Source organism: Pseudomonas sp. G5(2012) (assembly GCF_000408945.1).
In the GTDB taxonomy this organism is placed as follows: domain Bacteria; phylum Pseudomonadota; class Gammaproteobacteria; order Pseudomonadales; family Pseudomonadaceae; genus Aquipseudomonas; species Aquipseudomonas umsongensis.
Map to the genome: position 1 here is coordinate 1 of NZ_APIO01000099.1, position 23,819 is coordinate 23,819.

Consider the following 23,819-nt stretch of genomic DNA (forward strand, 5'->3'; position numbering starts at 1 on the left):
CCCCCCCCCCCGCCGCTACGCCCGCGGCACTTTCCACGTAGCTGGTGACCGGCGGAACGCCCACTACCGCACCAAAGACACTGGAGGCACTGTCGGCTTTCATGGCTCGCGAGAGGTTTTCGATGCGACCGTCAGCGCCCACCAGGTTGGCGCGCTGGGCCACCCCCATCAGGGTGCCGGCGGTGTCGAACATGTGCACGAAGAGGAAGGCCAGCACCACGCTGATCATGCTGACGTTGAACACGCCGGCAACGTTCATCGCCATCCAGGTCGGGGCCAGGCTCGGCGGGGCCGACATGATGCCCTCGTAGTGCACCAGGCCCAGGCCCCAACCGGCCAGGGTCACGGTGATGATGCTGATGAGGATCGCGCCGAACACCTTGTGGTAGCTGAGGATGGCGATCATCAAAAAGCACACGGCGGCGAGCAGCGGGCCAGGCTCGCGCAGGGAACCGAGCTTGATCAAGGTGGCCGGGCTATCGACGACGATGCCTGCGGTTTTCAAGCCGATCAGCCCGAGGAACAGGCCCACACCAGCGCCCATGGCGTAGCGCAAGCTGACGGGGATGCTGTTGAGCAGCCATTCGCGGATGCGCGAGAAGGTCAGGATCATGAACAGCACGCCGGAGACGAACACCGCGCCCAGTGCAGTTTCCCAGTTGTAGCCCATGGTGCCGACCACGGTGTAGGTGAAGAAAGCGTTCAGGCCCATGCCCGGTGCCAGGCCGACCGGCCAGTTGGCGTACAGGCCCATCAACAGGCAGCCCAGGGCGGCGGCAATGCAGGTGGCGACGAACGCCGCGCCATGGTCGATGCCGGCATCCGCCATGATGTTGGGGTTGACGAAGATGATGTAGGCCATGGTGATGAAGGTGGTCAGACCGGCAATCAACTCGGTCTTCACCGTGGTGCCATGCAAGCTGAGTTTAAAGATGCGCTCCAGCCAGCCATTGCGTAAAGGCGGCGAGAGATCCAGCGTCGATGCTTCGGATTTGCGGCTTTCCACAGCGAGGTACTCCTCAAGAGTTTTATTGTTATTTCCAGGGCCGGACCCATGAGGGTGGCAGCGGCCCTTTGAGGCACTTGCGAATTTGTTGACCAATAGGTCAGGAACTCGCACGAAGTGGATTATGCTTTTGTATACAAATAATGCAAATAATGTTTTTGATTTTGTAGACGAAAAGTTTGGCAATAGGGATATATCGCCCGCTCTGGTACCTTCGCGAGCAGGCTCGCTCCCACAAGGGACCGCATTCCCCTGTGGGAGCGAGCCTGCTCGTGAAGCTTTTGTGGTACTCAGATTTTTTGCTGGTTCTCACCAAGCGCCATATTCACCGCCAGCCACCCATTCACCGCCGTCTCACCCGCCTCGGCAAACACCCGCTCCAACAATTTCACCTGCTCACGACGCAGCGATTGTTCAAACCGCGCGCCGTCCTCGGTCAACTCCAGCAGCCGCTTACGCTTGTCGGTCTCGGACGCCACGCTGTTGACCAAATGCATCTCCAGCAGTTGGCGCAAGGGCATGTTCAACGCCTGTTTGCTCACGCCCAGCAATACCAATAACTCCTTGACGCTAAGGTTCGGGTAGCGGGCAATGAAAAACACAATGCGCTGATGCACCCGACTCAGGCCGCGGCGCTCGAGCATTTCATCGGCCTTGGCGGTGAAGGCCTGGTAGCCGAAGAAAAACGCTTCCATGGCCTGCTGTTGAGAAATCGGGCTTTTAAGGTCAATCATGTTGACGTATCCGTTGGTGATGCCGTAATTTCGGTCAATAAGTTTGACTCATTTTTCCCTGGCCTCGCTACTGGTGACCCCCATGGCTTTTTCCGAACGTGTCTCGCGCCTTAAAAGTTCCTTGATCCGTGAAATCCTCGCTGCCGCCCAGCGTCCGCAAGTGATGTCGTTCGCCGGGGGCTTGCCGGCCGAAGCCATGCTGCCGAAAGTCGAATGGGCGCGGATGCCGGTGTCCATGGGCCAATACGGCATGAGTGAAGGCGAACCGGCCTTGCGTGAAGCCCTGGCGCAACAGGCTCGAGTGCTGGGTGTGCCATGCGAGGCGAGTCAGGTGTTAGTGGTCAGTGGTTCACAGCAAACCCTCGATCTGGCCGCCAAGCTCTATATCGACAAAGGCACCGAAGTGCTGCTCGAAGCACCGACCTACCTGGCGGCACTGCAGATCTTCCAGCTGTTCGGCGCCGATTGCCTCACGGTGCCGCTGGAAGCCGACGGGCCGAACCTGGCGCAGCTGCGTTCGCGCCTGGAAACACATCGTCCGGCGTTCATCTACCTGATCCCGACCTTCCAGAATCCATCGGCGGTGCGTTACAGCGAAGCCAAACGCGAGGCGGTCGCCGGATTGCTGGATGAGTTCGGCGTGACCTTGATCGAAGACGAACCCTACCGTGAGCTGACGTTTGACGGCGGCAGCGCCAAACCGATTGCCGGACGCCTGAAAAAATCCAGCTGGATCTACACCGGCACGGTGTCGAAAACCTTGCTGCCGGGTCTACGCGTGGGTTATCTGATCGCCAGCCCGGATCTTTTCCCGCACTTATTGAAACTCAAGCAGTCGGCGGACTTGCACACCAATCGAGTCGGCCAGTGGCAAGCGTTGCAATGGATCGGCAGCGAGTCTTACCAGCAGCACCTGAGTGAGTTGCGTGGTTTTTACCGCGTGCGGCGCGATGCATTCCAGGCGGCGCTGCAAACGCACTTTGCCGATTTGGCGGATTGGAATGTGCCCCAGGGCGGGCTGTTTTTCTGGTTGACGCTCAAACAGCCGCTGGATACCCGTACGCTACTCGATGGGGCGTTGGCCCACGACGTGGCGTTCATGCCGGGCGAGCCGTTCTTCCCTGAGCCGGATAATCATCACGGGCACATGCGGTTGAATTTCAGCCACATTGACCCGGCGCGGCTGGAGGAGGGGATCAAGCGACTGGCGCAGGTGGTGCGACAGGTGCAGGCGGCGCAAGCGGCCTGAGGGCTGGGCAGAAATGAATAAACCGGCCATTGGGCCGGTTTATTTTTGTCTGGGATTTGCAGTGTTTGTGCCGGCCTCTTCGCGAGCAGGCTCGCTCCCACATTGAATCTGTGCAACCAGTTCCCTGTGGGAGCGAGCCTGCTCGCGAAAGCGTCAGTCAGAACACCACAAATAAATCAGGCTGCAGCGAAACGCTTATCCAGATAATCAATGATCACCTTGGACTCATACATCCAGGTCGTCTGGCCATTTTCTTCAATACGCAAGCACGGCACCTTGACCTTGCCGCCGTGCTCAAGCAGGGCCTGGCGATCCTGTTCGTTGTTTTTCGCGTCGCGCAGGGCCACCGGCACGTTCAGGCGGCGCAGGGTGCGGCGGGTTTTCACGCAGAACGGGCAGGCATGGAACTGATACAGGGTCAGGCCCCTGGCGGCAGCTTCGACCTGAGCCTGAGCGGCGGCAGGGCGCTGCTTCTTGCCTGGACGGGTGATGAAGTCGATGAAGATGATCAGTTGGCCAAGGCCGACACGAAGCGCTTTTACGAACACGTTGAAGCCTCACGGTGCTAATGAGAAAGGCGCGCAGCTTACCTGATTTTTTCAAGACGAAAAAAAACCGGCGATGAAAGCCGGTTCTCTTCGTACCGCCAATTACTTGATCAAGCTGAGAAACTCGCTGCGGGTCGCGGCGTTCTCACGGAACTCGCCAAGCATCACCGAGGTGATCATCGTCGAATTCTGTTTTTCCACACCGCGCATCATCATGCACATGTGCTTGGCCTCGATCACCACGGCAACGCCCAGGGCGCCGGTGACCTGCTGGACTGCATCGGCAATCTGGCGGCTGAGGTTTTCCTGGATCTGCAGGCGGCGGGCGTACATATCGACGATACGCGCGACTTTCGACAAACCCAGTACCTTGCCGCTCGGGATGTAGGCCACGTGGGCCTTGCCGATGAACGGCAGCAGATGGTGTTCGCACAACGAGTACAACTCGATGTCCTTGACCAGCACCATTTCGCTGTTGTCGGAGCTGAACAAGGCACCGTTGGTGACCTCTTCCAGTGTCTGTTCATAACCGCGGCAGAGGTACTGCATGGCTTTGGCGGCACGTTTTGGCGTGTCGAGCAGGCCCTCGCGGGAGGGATCCTCGCCCAGTTGGCCAAGGATCGCGGTGTAATTCTGTTCCAGGGACATGAAACTACCTGTGGGATTTTACGCAAAGGGCAAGGGTACGGTGGCAGACACGGCGCTGCAAGCGCGGCGCATCAGGTTTACTCGTCGCGACCTTCCATCATGGTGCGTTTGAGCATCACATAAACGGCTCCGGCACCGCCATGCCTGGCCTGGCACGAGGTGAAGCCAAGTACCTGTGGATGCTGGCGCAGCCAGGTGTTGACGTGGCTCTTGATCATCGGCCGCTTGCCGTCCAGGCGCACGGCTTTGCCGTGGGTGACACGTACGCAGCGGATTTCGAATTTTGTCGCTTCAGCCAGGAATGCCCAAAGGGTTTCCCGGGCTTTTTCCACGCTCATGCCGTGCAGGTCAAGGCTGCCCTCGAACGGGATCTGCCCGATCTTGAGCTTGCGCATCTGGCTTTCCTGCACGCCGTCGCGTGCCCACATCAGTTCGTCTTCCGGGCCGACGTCGATGACGAACTGATCGGACAGCCCGTCAACAGTGGTGGCATCGGTACGCACGGTGGCGGCTTGGCGCAACGTGGCGATGTGCGCGCGGTCCGCCTTGGGCTTGCCGGTTTCGGCGCGATCGTGCTTGATCGGCTTGACGCCTTGGATCGCACTTTTGAACAGGGAAAAATCGTCGTCTTGCATGTCAGCCTCCGCGAAGGGTGGCCAGTTTACCCAACTCGAAGCGAATCGGGCGCGAGAAAACGTGCGGCATCGCGCTGCAACTTGCGCTTAGTCGTGTTTTTTCATCAGGTGCGGGGAGATGTTCAGTGCGTTCGACTGACGCGAGCGGCGGCGGCAGCGGCGCCACAGCCAGATGCCGAGGTACAGCACGAACAGGCCTATCACCAGGATCACTGCCGCGCCCGCCCGGTTGGTGTTCAACTCGCCCAGGGCCGGAGCATGGCCGAACAGGCTGGCGGTGCCGGCCATCGCCAGCAGCACGCCGCAGGTCGCCAGCAAGGCAGCGAAGGCTGCGCCGATTCGAAAACGCCAGTTGCTTTGGCCTTTGGGCCGTAAACGGCGAGCGTCAAAACCATCGGATAACTTCATTCCGACCTTCCTCAATGGGTATCGGCCCTTCGACCGGAAGTTGACCGGGATGTTCCTGAGGCTAAGACATTTACGGCATATGAGAGGCTTTTGCGGATGAGCGGCGGCATGGACCGCTCATGAACCGCCGATCAGACCAGGTCGTTGGTCAGGGCGAGGGCGGCAAAGTTGTCCGCCATGATCGCCATTTCGGTCTGCTGCACATGCTCGGCACTCAGGACGCCGCCTTTGTACGGCAGGTCTCGGGTGGCGCAGGCGTCTTCCACCAGGGTGCAGCGGAAACCCAGGTTCTTTGCTGCCCGCACGGTGGTACTGACACTGGAATGGCTCATGAAGCCGCACACCACCAGATCCACCGAGCCCAGTTCTTCCAGGCGTTTTTTCAGGTCCGTGCCATGGAACGCACTGGGCAGGATTTTCTCGATCTTGATTTCCCCGGCCAGCGGTTCCAGCCCTGGAATGAACTGGCCGCGCTCGCCGCGTGGATCGAACAGCCCCCCAACGGTGCCGAGGTGGCTGACATGCACGATCGGCCGGCCGGCCGCGCGGGCGGCAGTCACCAATTTCTTGATGTTCGCGACCGCCGCATCCATGCCGCTCAGGGCCAGGGGACCGCTGAGGTATTCTTTCTGGGCATCGATGATGATCAGGGTCGCATGACTCAGTTTGGCTGCTGCATAACCGCGGCCGCTGAGTTGAAACATCGTTTGTGGAACGGACATTCTGGGGCTCCTTCGGGTGGGGCTTTTGCGACATTGTCCTCTGGCTGAGCGCTTCTGTGAATCGCTACCATCGTAGGCACCGTCGTTACTGGCTTACAGCGTTGTCAAGTATTGAGTTTTGTTCAATAGCCGGCGATAAAACCAGATAATTCCTACATTTGTCCCGGTGTATTTCCTGCGTCGTCGGGACGCCGTTTGACTGGTAGAATCGCCCGTCGATTTTTCTGGAGTTTACCGTCGTGATCACTTCCCGCCTTCGTACCCTGCGTGACCATATCCGTTGGGCCGTCAGCCGCTTCCATGGGGAGGATCTGTTTTTCGGCCATGGGACCGACAACGCCTGGGACGAAGCCCGTCAATTGGTGTTGGGTGCGCTGCACTTGCCGTGGGAAATCTCCGACAGTTACCTGGACTGCAATCTGGAAGAAGACGAAGTGGCGCACCTGCAGAACCTGCTCAAGCGCCGGATCGAAGACCGCGTGCCGACCGCCTATCTGTTGGGTGAAGCCTGGTTCTGTGGCATGTCGTTCATCGTCGATGAGCGCGTATTGATTCCTCGCTCACCGATTGGCGAACTGATCGAAAACCGGTTCACACCCTGGCTGGGCACCGAGCCTGCGCGAATTCTCGACCTGTGCACCGGCTCCGGCTGCATCGGTATCGCTTGCGCCTACGAGTTCCAGAACGCTGAAGTGGTGCTGGCCGACCTGTCCTTCGAAGCGCTGGAGGTGGCGAACCAGAACATCGAGCGCCACGGAGTCGACGAGCGTGTCTACACCGTGCAAGGCGATGGTTTCGATGGCTTGCCAGGGCAGCGCTTCGACCTGATCGTGTCGAACCCGCCGTACGTCGATGCCGAGGATTTCGCCGACATGCCGGACGAATACCAGCACGAACCGGAACTGGGCCTGGCCTGTGGCGATGACGGCTTGAACCTGGTGCGCCGCATGCTCGCCGAAGCGGCGGATCACCTGACCGAGAAGGGCTTGTTGATTGTCGAGGTAGGTAATAGCCAGGTGCACGTCGAGACGTTGTACCCGGAGGTCGACTTCGCCTGGCTGGACTTCGAGCGTGGCGGGCATGGCGTGTTCATGCTGACGGCTGAGCAGTGCCGCGATCATCAGGCCCTGTTCGCCTCCCGCGTCTGACCTGCACTCAGATCGTTCCCACGCTCTGCGTGGGAACGATCAGCCGCTACCGGTGCGTAGCAATCCAGATCAGTAACCCCGCCTGAAACACCGCAAACGCCACCAAACACGTAATGGTGAAGCGCAAACCGGCGTCTTCACGCTTGTATTTGCTGACCTTCTCCTCGTGTTTCTTGAGTTTGACTTCCTGCTCGGCCAGGTTCTGCTCGGCTTGCTGGAGCATCTGCGCCGCCTCGAGAATTTCCACGACTTGGACTTTCTCGGTGTTCCAGTCACTCAACAGGTCGCCGACCCTGACCTCCTTGACGCTGCCCTTCAAATGCTGGGCATCGGCATAGACCACGTCGAACCCGTGCACCCGCAAAAAGTGATCGCGGCGCAGGCGCGTGTCTTCGTTCAGTGCGTCCTTGTTGTTGAGGTCGGTGCCGTCGACGGTGTAGCCAGGCCATCTTTTCTTCGCCCAGTTGATGCCGTGGGCGGCCATGAAGCGGCCGATGCCGCGGTTCAGTGGTTCGATTTGCAGGCCGCTGTCGGGGCCGAAATGCACGCGTTTTTCCGCGTGGTCGACCCATACGTCCAAATGATTCTGTTCCTTGCGCACGCGCTGGCCGGGCAGGGAGATGCTCATGCGCATCAGGCTGCGCAGCTTGTCGTTGCGTTCGGCGTAGCCGAACTCGACAAAGCGCAGGGGCCGGCCACCGGTATTTCGGTCCGTCTGCAGCGGCGCCAGGCGGAGCATCTTGTGGTGCTCGACGTGGACGTCCGCCCAAGGCAGCTCGACCGCTGGCGGTACGTCTTTTTCAGCGGTGGTGTCGGGTGAAGTCTGGGTATCGGTCATAACGGCGAGATCCTGTCCAAGCTCGACTGCCGCCAGCCAGTACGCTGGCGACAAAGGCTTATCGGCCGTTTTCGACAAGACTGGAGAGCAAATTAGCTGGAGCGAAGCCCGTCAATGAATCCGAGGATGCGCGCGCCCAGCTCCGCCGCCAGTGGCAAATTCGGATCCTTGTAGGAGGCCAACTGGCGTTTGACGTCGTTGGGCACGATGCGCATCACGTGGTTCATGCCTTCGATCAGCGCCAGTTCGGCGTCCGGTTTGGCCGCCTTGAGCAGTTTGGCGTCATTGACTCCAACCTGGATGTCATTGCTGCCCTGGATGATCAGTGCCGGCATTTTCAACTTCGCGAATGCAGCGGCGGGGTCCTGGCGGAACAGCGAAATCAGGTACGGCTGCACGCTCGGACGGAATATCACTTGCAGTTGCGGTGGCACGTTGTCGTCGGTTTTCCCGGCCTTGAGACTGTCGAGCAGCTCATTGCTGCGCAACATCAGCAGAGGAGGCAGGCGATTGCCCAGTTGCTGGCGCAGGACCTGGTCGATCGGTCGGGCGCTGCCGGACACGGAAATCACCGCCGCCGCATCGACGCTGGGCGCCGCGAGGCTGGCGATCAAGGCCCCTTCGCTGTGGCCCAACAGGATCAGCTGGCCGAAGCGCGGATCGGTCTTGAGTTTTCGCCCCCAGGCTTCGGTGTCGGCCACATAGGCTTCCACCGACAAGTTGCGTTCGTCGGGGGTGGCCGCCAGGCTCGCCGCGACGCCGCGCTTGTCGTAGCGCACGCTGGCGATGTTGTGTTTGGCCAGCACCCAGGCCAGGCGCTTGAGGCTGTCATTGCGCCCGCCTTCGGGGTTGTTGCCGTCACGATCGGTCGGGCCGGAACCGGAAATGATCAGGACAACAGGCACCGGGGTGTCGGATTTAGGCAGCAGCAGCGAGCCGAAAAGCTCGCCGGTGCCGGTGTCCAGGGAGATTGGCCGCTGCAGGACAGTGGCCTGGGCGAAGCCGGAAATCAGGGTAAGGCTCAAGGCAAGAACTCGCAGCATTGTCGGGCCATCATCAAAGGGTGCCGGTTGGACTCGCAGGCAACCATAAGGTTCGAGGATGAACTAGTTGGATAGCCTGCGTATACTGGCGCGCATTACGTATTCAGGTTCATTTCACGGAGCGTCCTGCATGTCCGGCAATACCTACGGCAAGCTATTCACTGTCACCACCGCTGGCGAAAGCCATGGCCCGGCGTTGGTCGCCATTGTCGATGGCTGCCCGCCGGGGCTGGAGATTTCCCTGGAGGACCTGCAGCGCGACCTGGATCGCCGCAAGCCCGGCACCAGCCGTCACACCACCCAGCGCCAGGAAGCCGACGAAGTCGAAATCCTCTCGGGGGTATTCGAAGGTCGCACCACCGGCTGCGCCATTGGCCTGCTGATCCGCAACACCGATCAGAAGTCCAAGGACTACTCGGCGATCAAGGACTTGTTCCGTCCGGCCCATGCCGACTACACCTACCACCACAAATACGGCGAACGCGACTATCGCGGCGGCGGCCGCAGTTCGGCCCGGGAAACCGCGATGCGCGTGGCTGCGGGTGCGATTGCCAAGAAGTACCTGGCGACCCAGGGCATCGTCATTCGCGGCTACATGAGCCAGCTTGGCCCGATTGAAATTCCGTTCAAGACCTGGGACTCGGTGGAGCAGAACGCGTTTTTCAGTGCCGATCCGGACAAAGTGCCGGAACTGGAAGCCTATATGGACCAGTTGCGCCGCGACCAGGATTCGGTCGGCGCGAAGATCACCGTGGTCGCCGAAGGCGTGATGCCAGGCCTGGGCGAGCCGATTTTCGACCGTCTCGATGCGGAGCTGGCCCATGCGCTGATGAGCATCAACGCGGTCAAGGGCGTGGAAATCGGCGCCGGTTTCGCCAGCGTCGCCCAGCGTGGCACCGAGCACCGCGATGAAATGACCCCGCAAGGTTTCCTCAGCAATAACGCGGGCGGCATTCTCGGCGGCATCTCGTCCGGCCAACCGATCGTCGCGCACCTGGCGTTGAAGCCAACGTCCAGCATCACCACGCCGGGCCGTTCCATCGATATCCATGGCAACCCGGTGGACGTCATCACCAAAGGCCGCCACGATCCCTGCGTCGGCATCCGTGCCACGCCGATCGCCGAAGCCATGATGGCCATCGTGCTCATGGACCACCTGCTGCGTCACCGTGGCCAGAACGCCGATGTACGTGTGAGCACGCCGGTGTTGGGCCAGATCTAAGCCAGCGGTGACGGCGCTCCCGTACTGGCGGCTGTCCAGCTTCTATCTGTTTTACTTCGCCCTGCTCGGTTCGACAGCGCCTTTTCTGGCGCTGTACTTCGATCACCTGGGATTCTCCGCGGCGCGCATCGGCGAACTGGTGGCCATCCCGATGCTGATGCGTTGCGTAGCGCCGAACATCTGGGGCTGGCTCGGCGACTACACCGGGCGGCGCCTGGCCATCGTGCGCTTCGGCGCCGTGTGCACGTTGCTGACGTTTTCGCTGATTTTCGTCAGCCAGACTTACGCCTGGCTGGCGATGGTCATGGCCTTGCACGCGTTCTTCTGGCACGCGGTGCTGCCGCAGTTCGAAGTCATCACGCTAGCGCACCTGCAAGGCCAGACCTCCCGCTACAGCCAGATTCGCCTGTGGGGCTCGGTTGGTTTCATCATTACCGTGGTCGCGCTGGGGCGCTTGTTCGAATGGCTCAGCCTGGACATTTACCCGGCGGCGCTGGTGCTGGTCATGGCCGGGATCGTGCTCAGCAGCCTGTGGGTGCCGAACGCCCAGCCGGTCCAGGGCGAGCGATTGAGCGGCGATGGTTTCCTCGCGCAACTGCGCAGCCCCGGGGTGTTGGCGTTTTACGCCTGCGTAGCGCTGATGCAGATGAGCCACGGGCCCTATTACACTTTTCTCACGCTACACCTCGAACGACTGGGCTACAGCCGGGGCGTTATCGGCATGCTCTGGGCCGTCGGCGTGGTCGCTGAAGTGCTGATGTTCATGGCGATGAGCCGCATTCTTGCGCGTTTCTCGGTACGGCGCGTGCTGCTGGCGAGTTTTCTGCTGGCGGCGTTGCGTTGGCTATTGCTCGGTTCGCTGGCCGAATTTCTCTGGGTGCTGTTGTTTGCCCAAGTTCTGCACGCGGCGACGTTCGGCAGCTTTCACGCCGCGGCCATCCAGTTCGTGCAGCGCAGCTTCGGCCCACGCCAGCAAGGGCAGGGCCAGGCGCTCTACGCCGCACTGGCCGGCACCGGTGGCGCAATGGGCGCGCTGTATTCCGGTTACAGCTGGACGGCCCTTGGCGCCCCCTTAACCTTTAGTATTGCCAGCCTCGCCGCGTTGGCCGCAGCCGTTATCATTGCCACACGAATGCAAGAGGACACGCGTTCCCTCTTGAACCCTTAAGGAGTTGTCCTGATGAGCAGCCTGTCCGTTTATCACGTTTCCAGTCCCGACGTACCCAACAAGGTGCTGACTCATTTCGAAGACATTGCCTCGACCCTCGCCGAGCAGGGCGTACGCTTCGACCATTGGCAAGCCACGGCGAAAATCCGCCCCGGTGCCAGCCACGAAGATGTCATCAGCGCCTGCCAGGCGCCCATCGATACACTGATGACCCAACACGGGCTGCGCGCGATCGATGTGATCAGCCTCGACCGCGATCACCCGCAAAAAGAGTCGATACGCGCGAGTTTCTTCGCCGAGCACCGCCAGGACGAAACCGAAGTCATGCTGTTCAGCGCGGGTAGTGCATTGTTGTCTGTATACATCGACGACTATGTCTACGCCGTGCTGTGCGAGAAAGGCGACCTGATTGTGCTGCCGGCCGGCACCCGGCAGTGGCTGGACATCGGCGAACAGCCCTATGTGGTGGCGATTCGTCTGTCCAGCAGCCAACCCTGGGTGGCCAATTTCACCGACGTCGACAACGCGGGGCGATTTCCGCGAATGGATGATTGAAAGCTGTTGGCTGCCCACACAACTCAGGCCGTGAAGCGAAAGCTTGCACGGCCTGTTGGTTTACCGCGGCGCGACCTTACAGCGAATGATAGGTCGGCAGGGCAAAGCGCTGCTGGCTTTGCAGCAGGGAGATTTGTGGCAACTCGCTAGCCTGTTCGGCCAGGTCGCGGCGAATGGCGCTGATGACCCACGAAAGTTGATCGCCATTGTGCAGTTGCTGGTAGGAGATCGAGCGTTTGAATTCCCTACCCTCGCAGCGCAGGGTCAGCAGGATGCCGCCATCAGGACGGTCCTGGGTGGTGACGTCGAAGTTGGAGAACAAGGAAGAAAATTTTTCTTGGATGAGGCTCATGTCTGTCAGCTCCGTTAGCTCTTGAATGGCAAGCATGGGGAGACTGTTGCAGTGATTGTGCCAGTATGTCGCTTTCTAAAATAATCATATAAAACAATGACATATAAAAGATGATGATTTTTGGTTTCGTGCAATCTGCATGAATGACTATCGTGCATCCTGCATTTTGCGTGGTCGTCGGCGCTTCAATGGAACCATTTGCCTTATGCGCGCTCACGATTTCAAACGTGGGTGTCGCGGATACAAAACATTTCAAAAACCGCGTGTACAGCCGCAGAACCGTTGACGTATTTTCGGGGTCAATCAATGCCGCCCGACAATAAGAAGAGCCAACGGGATCAGCCATGAGCCGCACGCAGCACGACACGATCACCTGGGGCATGATGCTCCGCAAGCTGCCTTCCATTGCCAAAGCGATTCCTCGCGTGGTCAAGGGCATGAAGGTCGCCAACGTCAAGGATCCGACCCAAGCGTGTGGCCTGGGCTGGAGCTTCGAGCAGGCTACCCTGCGTAACCCCGAAGGCCCGGCCTTGCTGTACGGCGAGGTGCAGCTGACATATGCCCAGGTCAACCGTTGGGCCAATCGCATCGCCCACCACCTGATTGCCCAAGGCATTGGCAAGGGTGACGTGGTGGCGGTCTTCATCGAGAACCGCCCGGAATTGCTGGTGACCATCCTGGCGGTGGCCAAGGTCGGTGCCATCAGTGCTTTGCTCAATACCTCGCAAACCCGCGATGCCCTGGTCCATAGCCTGCACCTGGTGACACCGGCGGCCATCGTTGTCGGTGCGGAACTGGTGCCGGCCTACCTGGCGGTCCGAGAGCGGGTGCCGATCGAGATGGCGCGTACCTGGTTCGTCGCCGACCAGGACACCTACAGCCATCCCGGCATCGCGCCCGACGGGTTCGTCAATCTGATGACAGCCAGCGTCGATGCCTGCAGCGACAATCCCGCCAGTAGCCAGCAGATCTTTTTCGACGACCCTTGTTTCTACATCTATACCTCGGGCACCACCGGGCTGCCCAAGGCCGGGGTTTTCAAGCACGGGCGCTGGATGCGCAGTTGCGCAAGCTTCGGCATGATCGCATTGGATATGCACCCTGAAGACATCGTCTACTGCACGTTACCGCTGTATCACGCCACCGGCCTGTGCGTATGTTGGGGCTCGGCCATCAGCGGGGCGTCGGGGTTTGCCATCCGCCGCAAGTTCAGCGCCAGCCAGTTCTGGAACGATGTGCGCAAGTACCGGGCGACCACACTGGGCTACGTAGGGGAGCTGTGCCGCTACCTGGTCGACCAGCCTGCCAGTGCCGACGACGGCAAACACGGCGTGACCAAGATGATCGGCAATGGATTGCGTCCCGGCGCATGGGGCGAATTCAAGACGCGCTTCGCGGTCGGGCACATCTGCGAGTTGTATGCCGCCAGTGACGGCAACATCGGCTTCACCAACATCCTCAATTTCGACAATACCGTGGGCTTTTCCCTGATGTCCTGGGAACTGGCCGAGTATGACCACGACAGCGGTGTGCCGATCCGTGGCGCCAATGGGTTCATGCGCAAGGTCGGCAAGGGCGGGCAGGGGTTGCTGCTGGCCAGGATCGACGACAAGGCGCCGCTCGATGGTTACACCGATCCGCATAACACCGAAAAAGTCGTGCTGCATGACGTGTTCGCCAAGGGCGATCGATACCTCAACACCGGCGACCTGTTGCGCAACATCGGTTTCGGTCACGCACAGTTTGTCGATCGCCTGGGCGACACTTACCGCTGGAAGGGGGAAAACGTGTCGACCACCGAGGTCGAGAACATCCTGCTGCAGCACCCGAACATTTCCGAGGCCGTTGCCTATGGCGTGGAGGTGCGCAACACCAATGGCCGGGCCGGGATGGCGGCGATCACGCCAGCGGAATCCCTGGCAACCCTGGACTTCGGCGAGCTGCTGGCGTTCGCCCGACAGCACCTGCCGGCCTACGCGGTGCCGCTGTTCCTGCGGGTGAAGGTGAAAATGGAAATCACCGGGACCTTCAAATACCAGAAGACCCGGCTCAAGGACGAAGCCTTCGACCCTGGCAGGACCGGCGATGACCCGATCTACGCCTGGTTGCCGGGCACCGAGACATATGTGCAGGTCACCGGGCAGGTGCTGGCGGACATCCAGGGTGGCAAGCATCGTTATTGAAAGAAGCGTTATTGAATTGGGCTATGGCCGCGCAACAGAAAAAACAAGTGACAGTGGCGAGCACCCTCGGGAAACTATCGGCTTTGCGAAAAACTGAAAGTGGAGCGATCAATGTCTGACAAAAGCCGCCAGATGACCCCCGAAGAAGCCGCCGAGTTTGCCGAACAGGTCTTCAACAAGGCGCGCGAGGGTGATGCGGCCATGATGGCTGCGCTGCTGAGCAAGGGCCTGCCGCCGAACCTGCGCAATCACAAGGGCGACACCTTGCTGATGCTGGCCGCTTACCACGGCCACGTGGACACGGTAAAAGTCTTGCTTGAGCACAAGGCTGATCCGGAAATCCGCAACGACAACGGCCAAAGCCCGATTGCCGGCGCGGCATTCAAGGGCGACCTGGCCGTGATCAAGGCCCTGGTCGAAGGCGGTGCCCAGGTCGAGGGCTCGTCATTCGACGGCCGCACCGCGTTGATGATGGCCGCGATGTTCAACCGTGTCGAAGTCGTCGACTACCTGATCAGCAAAGGCGCCGACCCGAAAGCCAAGGACGCCAATGGCATTACCGCGCTGGATGCTGCCAAAACCATGGGCGCCGTCGACACCGTGGCGCAACTGGAGAAATTGCTCGGCTGATGGCGTTTCGGGCCAGGTTCGATTTGCGCGAGGACCTGGCCTGGCAGCCTTAGTAGACCCAGACCTCGACCCGCCGATTCCTGATCCGTCCTTCATCCTCGCTATTGGCCGCCACCGGCATTTCGGCGCCAAAACCGCGAATGTCCCGCAGTACCACGCCGCTTTTCACCAGTTCGCGGCGCACCGCCATGGCCCGCAGCTTGGACAGCAGGTCGGCGCGTGCCGGATCGAGCTTGGCATCGCCGAACCCGACCAGCGTTACCCGGCGATCGGTCTTTTCGTGCTGCTTCATATAGTCGAGGACCCGTGACAGGTCCTGTCGGGCCTTGTTGTCCAGGCTGGCGCTGCCTTCCTCAAAGCGAAAGTTCACTGTCAGGCGCATGGCGTGGCGACTCAGTGCCTGGTAGCCCTCGGGCATCAACGCATTCGGCGTGACGCTCATGGCCTGGATCGTCTGGGCGACGAAACCGTTGGCCGCGACGATCGCCTGGCCTTTCTGACTTTGCGCGAAGGCCACCAGTGCTTCGGCCCAAGGGTTGTAGCGCTTGGGTGGCAGGTAAAAAAACAAGCGTCGGGACAGCGGGTAGTCTTCCGTGGCAATCAGGTTGTTGAGTGGCAGCATGGCCATGGACTGGCCGTCGGCAATCGCCACGGCCTTGGCCGAGTGCACGTACGGCAGGCCGATAAAGCCGATGCCGTGCGGGTCCTGGCTGACTGCGTCGGACAATTGTTCGCTGGACTCGAATCGTTTTGCGCTTCCGCTCAGGGTTTTGCCATGACCACTGAGCACCAGTTCCCTGAACGTATCGTAGGTGCCGGACTGATCGTCGCGCGCATAGAGATGGATGGCCCCGCCGTGGCCACCGAGCTCCTCCCAGGTTTTCACCTCACCGCTGAAAATGCGCGCCAGTTGCTCGGTGGCGAGGGTGTTCAACGGGTTTTGCGGATGGAGGATGATTGCCAGCCCGTCGATGGCGATGACTTGTTCGGCGTTGGCGCTTTTCAGGTCGCCCAAGGGTTGCAGGTTGACCAGTTCGCTGTCCTTGATCGGCCTGGAAGAGGCGGCGAGATCGGCACTGGCCGCTTTCAACGCGCTGAATCCGGTACTGGAGCCATGGGCCGCCAGTTGCACTTCAACCCGGCGGCCTTGTTCGGTTTCACCGACGATACGTGATTCATTGGGCCGGTCCGTCGGTTCGCTGTGCACCTTGAGCAGACCCTGCTCACGCATCAGGCCCTCGACCAGCGCCGGCCCCAGTGCCGCGCCAATGGTGTTGGAGCCCTGGATACGCAGCACCGGACCTTGCCCGGAAATCGGCAAGGCGCTGGCCGCCACCGACAGCGGCAGCCAGGTGCAGAGGACCAACAGGAGCAACCCGCGTAGCGACATGCCGGCACCTTTCAAGACCAAGGGAAGTGCCGGGAGAATAAGTCAGAAAGATTTCCGAAAGATTACAACCCTGTCTGCCACCCATGCTTTGATCGTTCCCACGCTCTGCGTGGGAACGATCAAACAGGCAGCGGTTTTTAACTCAACTCCAACCAGATCGGCGCGTGATCCGAAGGTTTTTCCATGCCACGCAGTTCATAGTCCACGCCTGCGTCCTTGATCCGTGGCAGCAGCCCGTGGGACGCCAGGATCAGGTCGATGCGCAGCCCGCGCTTGGGCTCGTCTTCAAAGCCGCGGCTGCGGTAGTCGAACCAGCTGAAGCGATCGGCAACATCCGGGTTGAGGTGGCGGAAGCTGTCCACCAGGCCCCAGTTTTTCAGCCTGAGCATCCACTCGCGCTCTTCCGGCAGGAAGCTGCACTTACCGGTTTTCAGCCAGCGTTTCATGTTGTCCGGGCCGATGCCGATGTCGCAGTCTTCCGGGGAAATATTCACGTCGCCCATCACCACCAGTGGCTGGTCGTTCTTGAACTGGCTTTCCAGCAGCGCCTGCAGGTCGCTGTAGAAACGCTGCTTGGCCGGGAACTTGGTCGGGTGGTCGCGGCTTTCTCCTTGTGGGAAGTAACCGTTCATGATGGTCACGGGCACGCCGTTGGCGTCGGCAAAGGTACCCCAGATAAAGCGTCGCTGAGCATCGTCTTCATCAGTGGCAAAGCCCTTGTACAGTGCCAGTGGTTCCTGACGGGAGAGCAGGGCGACGCCGTAGTGACCCTTCTGCCCATGGAAATACACGTGGTAGCCCAGAGCCTTGATTTCTTCGAGTGGAAACTGATCATCATGGACCTTGGTTTCCTGCAACCCGATCACATCGGGCTGATGCTTTTCGATCAGCGCCGCCAGCTGATGCGGGCGAGCGCGCAGCCCGTTGATGTTGAAGGAGACGATCTTCATGCTCGGCAGTCCTGGCAAAAAGGCGATGCTAGCTGACATGTGCAACGGGAGCCAGTGCGCGGTGGGACGAACGGGATTTCATTGCCTACACTGATTTGCGATCAGCAAGGAACTGCGTCAGCCCAAATGAGCTCGTAACATCAAGAGCGCAGCCGTGCGAGCTGCGCCAGGGAGAACGACCGTCATGCCTGAAACCTCGACCGCCATTGCCGATATCCACATGCTCGACAGTGGTTACTCCCGTGAAGCCCGCTCGCTGCTATACCAGGCCTATCGCCACGAGCCGACGTTCAGCTATCTGTTCGAAGCCGAGCGTCCCGGCTATGAACAACGGGTGCGTGCCACCGTGCGCGAGTTGGTCAAGCAGCATTTTTTCCAGGAGTTGCCGGCCATCGGCCTGTTGGTCAATGACCGGCTGATCGGCATTGCCCTGATCGCGCCACCGCAACGGCGCCTGGGTGTGACTGAAAGTTGGGCCTGGCGCCTGCGCATGGTGCTCAGTACCGGTTTTCGCTGCACCCGCCGCTACCTTGAGTACCACGACGCCGTCGCTGCCTGCGTGCCGAACGACTCGGTGCACGTGCTGCCGTTGCTGGGGGTTCACCCACAGTTCCAGGGCAAGCACTTTGGCGAGCAACTGCTGCAGGCGGTGCATAACTGGTGCGCGGTGGATGAAAATTCCCAGGGCGTGATTCTCGACACCGGCAACCCTCGTTACCTGGACTTCTATAAGCGCCAGGGCTATGAAGAAATCGGCGAGGTGGCCGTGGGGCCGATTCGCGAGCACGTGTTTTTTCACGCCAATCCGCAGGTATTACATTCCGCAACAGCTTGAGGTCGAACTTTCCGTGCACGCCAGGCTCTATCACGCTCCACGCTCGTGATAGCATCCGCGCCTATGAAGTTTCCAGGAAGAATTACCAGTGGCGTGCTGATGCTGATTACCAGCTGCGCGGCGCTGGCGCAAAGTGAATTGGATGTGCGGATCAAACCGTCCAACGATGCACTGAAGGCCAATATAGAGGGCTATATCGGCAGTCTCGGCGATCGTGACGAAGAGGCCTTGCTGCGCTTCAGTCGTGGCGCCGAGGAACAGGCGCGCAAGGCTGCCCAGGCCTTGGGTTACTACCAGCCGCAAATCGACAGCGAAGTGAAGGCGGGCAAGACACCGCGCCTGGTGCTGACCATCGAGCCCGGCGAGCCGGTGCATTTGCGCAACGTCACGATCCGCGTCGACGGCCCGGCGGCCAGCCTCAAGGCCTTTCGCGTGCCCAAGAGCAAGGCGCTGCAAACCGGTGCCGTCCTCAACCACGGACAGTACGAGGACGCCAAGCGCCTGATCCAGAACCAGGCCTCGCGCTATGGTTTTTTCAGCGGCCACTTCACCCGTCAGAAGTTGTTGGTCGACCCGCGCGCTGGCGTGGCCGATATCGAGCTGGTCTACGACAGTGGCCCGCGCTACTCGCTGGGCAAGGTCAGTTTCGAAGGCGACACACCGTTCGACGAAGACCTGCTGCAGCGCATGGTGCCCTTCAAGGCGGGTACGCCGTATGACTCCGAACTGATCGCCGAACTCAACCAGGCGCTGCAATCGAGCGGCTATTTCGAAGGCGTGCGGGTCGACGCGGCGCCGACCGCGTCCAAGGACGATGTGATCCCGGTGGACGTCAAGCTCGAAACCCGCAAGCCACGCACCATGGGCCTGGGCCTTGGCTACTCCACCGACGTCGGTCCACGGGTGAAGGCCAACTGGACTCGGCACTGGGTCAACCCACAGGGTCACAGTTATGGCTGGGAGACCGAAATCTCGGCGCCGCGGCAAAACGTCGGGGTGTTCTACGACATTCCCCTGGACCCGCCGCTGACCGACAAACTGCGCTTCGCCGGTGGTTATCAGAACGAAGAAATCGCCGACAAGGACAGCCTCAGCAAGTTGCTGACCGTCGGTCCTGAGTGGCACAGCAAGTTGCCCAGCGGCTGGCAACGGGTGGTTTCGCTCAAGTGGCAGCGCGAGGAATACCGACTCGGCGACGATTCCGGCCTCAGTACGCTACTGATGCCCGGTGTGAGCTACTCGTACCTCAAAAGCGACAACCGCATCGACCCGCACAACGGTTATCGCCTGCAGTTCGAAAGCAAGGTCGCCAAGGAAGGGCTGGGGTCCGATAACAACCTGCTGTACGGCACCGCGCTGGTCAAAGGCCTGACCACGGTATTCGACAAGCACCGCTTGCTCGGTCGGGTGCAGGTCGGCGGCAGTGCCACCAACGGCTACAAGTCGATCCCGCCTTCATTGCGCTTTTTCGCCGGTGGCGATCAGAGCGTGCGGGGGTACGACTATCAAAGCCTGTCCCCGGAGAACAATCAGGGTGATCGCATTGGTGGGCGCTACATGGTCACCGCCAGCGCCGAATACCAGTATTCCGTTGCGGAAAAATGGCGCGTGGCGACCTTCGTCGATCAGGGCAACTCCTTTAATACACTTGAGCTGCCAAACCTCAAGACCGGGGTCGGCATCGGCGTGCGCTGGATCTCTCCGGTGGGGCCGATCCGCCTCGACCTGGCCCATGCGCTGGACGACGATGGCGGCATTCGATTGCACTTTTCCATGGGGCCCGAGCTGTGAAGCGTGGTTTCAACATAATACTGCTGGCGATCCTGGCGCTGCTGATGCTGGTGGTCCTGACAGTGGCCACGGTGCTGGGCACGGCGACGGGCAGTCGCTGGGCGCTCGGGTTTGTGCCGGGTTTGAGCCTGGACAACTTCCAGGGTCGCCTGGGTGGGCAATGGAGCGCCGATCATGTGTTGTGGCAGCAAGACACCAGCCGGGTCGAACTGGATAAGGTCATCTTCGCCTGGTCGCCGCTGTGCCTGACGCGCATGACCTTGTGCATCGGGCAATTAAAGGCTGATCGCGTCAGCCTGCAATTGCCGCCCGACGCGCAAGAGGAGAGCAGTGGCCCGATCAGTCTTCCTGACTTGAAATTGCCCCTGGCGCTCGAACTGGGGGATATCCAGGTTGGCAGTCTGCTGTTCAACGGCAGCGAACAACTCAAGGGCTTGCAACTGGCGGCACACTGGACAGCCAACGGCTTGCAGATCGACTCGGTGCAATTGCAGCGCGATGAGCTGAGCCTGCACTTGTCTGGCCTGTTGCAACCGACCGGCAACTGGCCGCTCAAGGCCGAGGGCAAGCTGACCCTGCCCGCACCCGGTAGCGGACCCTGGGCGCTGGCGCTGAAGATTGACGGTGACCTGCTCAAGACCCTGAACCTGAAAGCCGACAGCAGCGGCTACCTCAGTGGGCAGCTGACCGGCCAACTGCAACCCTTGGTGGAAAACCTGCCGGCTACCTTGCGTATCTCCGCTGACGGCTTCAAACCCAGCGCTGACTTGCCAGACACCCTGCAACTCAATCAGCTTGAACTGACCGGCGCCGGTGACCTGAAAAACGGTTATCAATTAGTCGGCAAGGCCACGTTGCCTGCCGAGCAAGGTCCGGTTGGGCTGGCGCTGCAAGGCAAGGTCGACGCCAACGGCGCGCAAATCGCCGCGCTGGACCTGACCGCCAACGACAAGCAAAGCCTCAAGCTTACCGGCCAGCTGGACTGGAGCAAGGGCCTGAGCGCTGATGCCAAAGTCGCCTGGCTGGATTTCCCGTGGCACCGTCTTTACCCGCTGATCGACGAACCCCAAGTGGCCCTGCGCAGCTTCAACGGTGACGTATCCTACACCGACGGCAAATACCTGGGGCACTTCGATGCGGCCCTGGATGGCCCGGCCGGGGCCTTCAGCCTGACCAGCCCGTTTGCCGGCGACCTGACGAAAGTCTACCTGCAACAGATCCAGCTCGTCGCCGGGCAGGGCAAGGCCGAAGGGCACCTGAACCTGCAGTTCGCCGACGGCATCGCCTGGGATACCGCGCTGGATCTTTCCGCGATCGACCCGGCGTACTGGGTCGCGGAACTGCCGGGCACCCTGGCCGGACCGTTGCGCAGCAAAGGCGAGATGAAGAACGAAACGCTCAGCCTGAGCGCCGACCTGGACCTGAAGGGCAAGCTGCGCGGCCAGCCAGCCGTCCTGCAAGCCAAGGCCGATGGCAGTGGCGAGCAATGGAACCTCAACGCCCTGCAGATTCGCCTCGGCGACAACAGCATCAACGGCAAGGGCAGCCTGCAGCAGAAACTCACCGGGCAGATCGACATCAAGCTGGCGCGACTGGCCCAGCTCTGGCCGCAATTGCGTGGCCAGATCAATGGCCGGGTCGATGTCGCCGGCACGCTCAAGGCGCCGCAAGGCAAGCTCGGGCTGCAAGGCACGCAATTGGCTTTCCAGGACAACCGCCTGCAAAGCCTGAACCTCGATGCGACACTCGACAGCGCGCAACGGGCGAAAATCGACCTCAAGGGCAGCGGCATCCAGGCGGGCGATACCTCGCTGGGCACGCTGACTGCCAGCGGGCAGGGCGACATCAAGAACCAGAAACTGAGCCTCGACCTGCAAGGGCCCAAGCTCAAGCTCGCCCTTGGCCTCGACGGTGCACTGGACAAAGGCAACTGGCGCGGACGCCTGGCCAGCGGCGATATCCAGGCCGGTGGCCAGGACTGGAGGTTGCAAGGTCCGGCCAAGCTGGAGCGGCTAGCGGACGGCAAAATCAGTTTCGGCGCTCATTGCTGGGCGTCCGGCCCGGCCAGTTTGTGTGGTGAAGACCAGCGCTTGATGCCCGAGCCGAAGTTGCGTTACCACCTCAAGCAATTCCCCATCGACAGCCTCGCCCAGTGGCTGCCCAAGGATTTCGCATGGCAAGGCCGGCTCAACGCCGACGTGCAACTGGACCTGCCGGCCAGCGGCCCGAACGGCGTGATCAGCATCGATGCCAGCGGTGGTACGTTGCGTATGCGCGAGAAAGATCAGTGGCTGGACTTCCCCTACCAGACGCTGAAACTCACCAGCCAGCTGACGCCCAAGCGCATCGATAGCGAGCTGAATTTCGTCGGCGGCAAGCTCGGCGAATTGAACGTGCAGGCGCAGATCAACCCGTTGCCGAAGAACAAGCCGCTGACCGGTACCTTTCGCTTGAATGGCCTGGATCTGTCGGTGGCGCGGCCGTTTGTGCCCATGGTCGAGAAACTGTCCGGTCGCTTGAATGGCAGCGGCACGATTGCCGGTGGCCTGCTGGCGCCGCAGGTCAATGGCAATCTGTTGCTCAGCGACGGCGAGGTGTCCGGTGCCGAGTTGCCGATGGAGATTCAAGCGTTGCAATTGCAGGCGCTGATCGCCGGTGAATCCGTGCAGCTCAATGGCGGCTGGAAAAGCGGCAAGACCGGGCAGGGCAGCCTCAACGGCAACATCGCCTGGGGCCAGGCGCTGGTGGTGGACCTGGCGCTCAAGGGTTCGCAGTTGCCGGTCAGCGTCGAACCTTACGCCAAGGTCGAAGTGGCGCCGGATCTTAAAATCTCGATGAAAGGCGATGAACTGGTCGTTGCCGGCAAAGTGCGGGTGCCCAAGGGTGCCATCACCATTCGAGAGTTGCCGCCATCAACGGTCAAGGTGTCCGATGACACGGTGATCGTCGGGCAGCAGACCGAGGAGGGCAAACCACCCCTGGCGATGAAAATGGACATCGATGTGGTGGTCGGCGAAGACAAGCTGAGCTTTGCCGGGTTTGGCCTGACCGCCAATGTGCAGGGGCATGTGCACATCGGTGACAACATGGACACCCGTGGTGAGCTATGGCTCAACGACGGCCGTTACCGGGCCTACGGCCAGCGGCTTACGGTGCGTCGGGCGCGGTTGCTGTTCGCAGGTCCGATCGACCAGCCGTACCTGGACATCGAGGCGATCCGCCAGACCGACGATGTGATCGCCGGCATCCGCTTGAGCGGCAGCGCCGAGCAACCAACCACGCAGATTTTCTCGGAGCCGGCCCTGGCCCAGGAACAGGCGTTGTCCTACCTGGTGCTGGGGCGTCCGCTGAGCAGCAACGGTGAAGACAACAACATGCTCGCCCAGGCTGCGCTCGGCCTGGGCCTGATGGGCAGCTCCGGGGTGACCGGCGGCCTGGCTAAGAATCTGGGCATCGAGGATTTCCAGCTCGACACCGAGGGCAGTGGCAACGCCACCAGCGTGGTCGCCAGCGGCAACCTTTCCGAGAAGCTCAGCCTGCGTTATGGCGTCGGTGTGTTCGAACCGGCCAACACCATTGCCTTGCGCTACAAGTTGAGCAAGAAGGTCTACCTTGAGGCCGCGGGTGGCGTGGCCAGTTCGTTGGATATCTTTTATAAGCGCGATTTCTGATCCGTGCGACGGCTCCTGCAGGGCGCGTATCCCTGTGGGGAATTCTATGGTTGAGTGCATGCCCTCAACTGGCTCTTGATCGTTCCCACGCTC

21 protein-coding genes and 1 pseudogene are annotated in these 23,819 nt (G+C 60.9%); 10 read left to right on the forward strand and 12 right to left on the reverse strand.

Annotated elements, in window-relative coordinates; genetic code table 11:
• Nucleotides 1-1,006 (reverse strand): NCS2 family permease (locus PG5_RS25895; RefSeq protein WP_042955743.1); only part of this gene is annotated, 1,006 nt, incomplete at its 3' end.
• A 290-nt stretch (nucleotides 1,007-1,296) separates the two neighbouring features.
• Nucleotides 1,297-1,740 carry a MarR family transcriptional regulator gene (locus PG5_RS25900; protein ID WP_020800029.1) on the reverse strand — a complete coding sequence of 148 codons (444 nt, stop codon included), beginning with the start codon at nucleotides 1,738-1,740 and terminating at the stop codon, nucleotides 1,297-1,299.
• Nucleotides 1,741-1,822: 82 nt separating this feature from the next.
• Here PG5_RS25900 and PG5_RS25905 point away from each other — a divergent pair, with 82 nt between their 5' ends.
• Entirely contained in the window at nucleotides 1,823-2,989 is a 1,167-nt protein-coding gene (locus tag PG5_RS25905) for a PLP-dependent aminotransferase family protein (RefSeq protein ID WP_020800030.1), read from the forward strand.
• Between the two features lie 176 nt (nucleotides 2,990-3,165).
• Here the strand turns inward: PG5_RS25905 and PG5_RS25910 are convergent, their stop codons facing one another.
• From PG5_RS25910 to PG5_RS25930, 5 genes are all read right to left on the reverse strand, one after another.
• A complete protein-coding gene (locus PG5_RS25910; protein WP_020800031.1) occupies nucleotides 3,166-3,537 on the reverse strand; it encodes a glutathione S-transferase N-terminal domain-containing protein in 372 nt (123 codons plus the stop codon).
• Nucleotides 3,538-3,639: 102 nt separating this feature from the next.
• Complete coding sequence (gene folE, locus PG5_RS25915; RefSeq protein WP_020800032.1) at nucleotides 3,640-4,185, reverse strand: GTP cyclohydrolase I FolE; 546 nt, start codon at nucleotides 4,183-4,185, stop codon at nucleotides 3,640-3,642.
• A 77-nt stretch (nucleotides 4,186-4,262) separates the two neighbouring features.
• The gene (locus tag PG5_RS25920) at nucleotides 4,263-4,820 is read right to left on the reverse strand and encodes a Smr/MutS family protein (protein ID WP_020800033.1); all 558 of its coding nucleotides are present in this window, start codon (nucleotides 4,818-4,820) and stop codon (nucleotides 4,263-4,265) included.
• Between the two features lie 87 nt (nucleotides 4,821-4,907).
• Nucleotides 4,908-5,228 carry a hypothetical protein gene (locus PG5_RS25925; protein ID WP_020800034.1) on the reverse strand — a complete coding sequence of 107 codons (321 nt, stop codon included), beginning with the start codon at nucleotides 5,226-5,228 and terminating at the stop codon, nucleotides 4,908-4,910.
• A gap of 131 nt (nucleotides 5,229-5,359) precedes the next feature.
• Complete coding sequence (locus PG5_RS25930) at nucleotides 5,360-5,950, reverse strand: cysteine hydrolase family protein (RefSeq protein ID WP_020800035.1); 591 nt, start codon at nucleotides 5,948-5,950, stop codon at nucleotides 5,360-5,362.
• Between the two features lie 239 nt (nucleotides 5,951-6,189).
• Here PG5_RS25930 and prmB point away from each other — a divergent pair, with 239 nt between their 5' ends.
• Nucleotides 6,190-7,098: a 50S ribosomal protein L3 N(5)-glutamine methyltransferase gene (gene prmB, locus PG5_RS25935; RefSeq protein WP_020800036.1), complete on the forward strand. Its 909-nt coding sequence runs from the start codon at nucleotides 6,190-6,192 to the stop codon at nucleotides 7,096-7,098.
• 46 nt (nucleotides 7,099-7,144) lie between these two features.
• Here the strand turns inward: prmB and PG5_RS25940 are convergent, their stop codons facing one another.
• A complete protein-coding gene (locus PG5_RS25940) occupies nucleotides 7,145-7,936 on the reverse strand; it encodes a hypothetical protein (RefSeq protein ID WP_020800037.1) in 792 nt (263 codons plus the stop codon).
• A gap of 92 nt (nucleotides 7,937-8,028) precedes the next feature.
• Nucleotides 8,029-9,026, reverse strand: a pseudogene (locus PG5_RS25945) (alpha/beta hydrolase).
• An 83-nt stretch (nucleotides 9,027-9,109) separates the two neighbouring features.
• Here PG5_RS25945 and aroC point away from each other — a divergent pair.
• Genes aroC through PG5_RS25960 form a run of 3 tightly spaced genes read left to right on the forward strand, consistent with a single transcriptional unit; the run spans nucleotide 9,110 to nucleotide 11,924 of the window.
• Nucleotides 9,110-10,201 carry a chorismate synthase gene (gene aroC / locus PG5_RS25950; protein ID WP_020800039.1) on the forward strand — a complete coding sequence of 364 codons (1,092 nt, stop codon included), beginning with the start codon at nucleotides 9,110-9,112 and terminating at the stop codon, nucleotides 10,199-10,201.
• Between the two features lie 7 nt (nucleotides 10,202-10,208).
• Complete coding sequence (locus PG5_RS25955; RefSeq protein WP_020800040.1) at nucleotides 10,209-11,369, forward strand: MFS transporter; 1,161 nt, start codon at nucleotides 10,209-10,211, stop codon at nucleotides 11,367-11,369.
• Between the two features lie 12 nt (nucleotides 11,370-11,381).
• Entirely contained in the window at nucleotides 11,382-11,924 is a 543-nt protein-coding gene (locus tag PG5_RS25960) for a hypothetical protein (protein ID WP_020800041.1), read from the forward strand.
• Nucleotides 11,925-12,000: 76 nt separating this feature from the next.
• On the opposite strand, the gene PG5_RS25965 is transcribed toward PG5_RS25960, so the two are convergent.
• Entirely contained in the window at nucleotides 12,001-12,276 is a 276-nt protein-coding gene (locus tag PG5_RS25965) for a DUF3509 domain-containing protein (RefSeq protein WP_020800042.1), read from the reverse strand.
• Nucleotides 12,277-12,620: 344 nt separating this feature from the next.
• Between PG5_RS25965 and PG5_RS25970 the strand changes: the two genes are divergently transcribed.
• Both PG5_RS25970 and PG5_RS25975 read left to right on the forward strand, forming a co-directional pair.
• A complete protein-coding gene (locus PG5_RS25970) occupies nucleotides 12,621-14,459 on the forward strand; it encodes a long-chain-acyl-CoA synthetase (protein WP_020800043.1) in 1,839 nt (612 codons plus the stop codon).
• Nucleotides 14,460-14,570: 111 nt separating this feature from the next.
• Nucleotides 14,571-15,089 (forward strand): ankyrin repeat domain-containing protein, encoded by a 519-nt coding sequence (locus tag PG5_RS25975; RefSeq protein ID WP_020800044.1) that lies wholly within the window; start codon nucleotides 14,571-14,573, stop codon nucleotides 15,087-15,089.
• A gap of 49 nt (nucleotides 15,090-15,138) precedes the next feature.
• On the opposite strand, the gene PG5_RS25980 is transcribed toward PG5_RS25975, so the two are convergent.
• Together PG5_RS25980 and xthA are read right to left on the reverse strand one after the other, a co-directional pair.
• On the reverse strand, nucleotides 15,139-16,479 hold the full coding sequence (locus tag PG5_RS25980; protein ID WP_020800045.1) for a phosphate ABC transporter substrate-binding/OmpA family protein: 1,341 nt from the start codon (nucleotides 16,477-16,479) through the stop codon (nucleotides 15,139-15,141).
• A 137-nt stretch (nucleotides 16,480-16,616) separates the two neighbouring features.
• On the reverse strand, nucleotides 16,617-17,429 hold the full coding sequence (xthA, locus tag PG5_RS25985; RefSeq protein WP_020800046.1) for an exodeoxyribonuclease III: 813 nt from the start codon (nucleotides 17,427-17,429) through the stop codon (nucleotides 16,617-16,619).
• A 184-nt stretch (nucleotides 17,430-17,613) separates the two neighbouring features.
• Here xthA and PG5_RS25990 point away from each other — a divergent pair, with 184 nt between their 5' ends.
• The 3 genes from PG5_RS25990 to PG5_RS26000 all read left to right on the forward strand — a co-directional run bounded on the left by PG5_RS25990 (nucleotide 17,614) and on the right by PG5_RS26000 (nucleotide 23,726).
• Nucleotides 17,614-18,264, forward strand: a complete 651-nt coding sequence (locus PG5_RS25990) for an N-acetyltransferase (protein ID WP_020800047.1) — start codon at nucleotides 17,614-17,616, stop codon at nucleotides 18,262-18,264.
• A gap of 63 nt (nucleotides 18,265-18,327) precedes the next feature.
• Nucleotides 18,328-20,055 carry an autotransporter assembly complex family protein gene (locus PG5_RS25995; RefSeq protein WP_020800048.1) on the forward strand — a complete coding sequence of 576 codons (1,728 nt, stop codon included), beginning with the start codon at nucleotides 18,328-18,330 and terminating at the stop codon, nucleotides 20,053-20,055.
• A complete protein-coding gene (locus PG5_RS26000; protein ID WP_020800049.1) occupies nucleotides 20,052-23,726 on the forward strand; it encodes a translocation/assembly module TamB domain-containing protein in 3,675 nt (1,224 codons plus the stop codon). Before PG5_RS25995 ends, PG5_RS26000 begins: the two co-directional genes overlap by 4 nt.
• The last annotated feature ends 93 nt before the right edge of the window (nucleotides 23,727-23,819 follow it).